Here is a 371-nt window from a genome sequence, read left to right as displayed (position 1 = left end):
GGGATCGCCGGCGTTGTGATCGTGGTTGCCGCGTATCAGCACGATGTGCAGGCCGGGATGGCGGTCGCGCCATGCCTGCAGACGAGCCAGCGTGGCAGGTGCGCGCGCGCTGCGCGCGTGCAGGAAGTCGCCGAGTACGATCAGCTGTTCGCAAGCGTAGTGGGCGAGCAGGTCATCCAGCCGCGCCAGGGTCGCCTCGGTGGTGCCGCGCGGCACCGGTTGGTGCAATGCGCGATAACTGGCGGCTTTGCCGATATGCACGTCGGCAACCAGCAATGCACGCTGCGCTGGCCAGTAGATGGCCTTGTCCGGGAGCAGCCATAACTCCTGGCCGCAATGTTCAATGGCCTGATGCTGTTGAGTCATTCCTT

1 protein-coding gene is annotated in these 371 nt (G+C 65.0%); it reads right to left on the bottom strand.

Features of this window, described 5'->3' with window-relative positions; translation table 11 throughout:
- On the bottom strand, window positions 1-371 hold a 371-nt coding region (locus QWI17_RS01525; protein WP_302720727.1), incomplete at both ends, for a metallophosphoesterase.

Source organism: Gilvimarinus gilvus (genome assembly GCF_030518155.1).
Classification (GTDB): Bacteria; Pseudomonadota; Gammaproteobacteria; order Pseudomonadales; family Cellvibrionaceae; genus Gilvimarinus; species Gilvimarinus gilvus.
The sequence above is the reverse complement of the archived record's forward strand: the minus strand, read 5'-3'. Positions and strand labels throughout refer to the sequence as shown.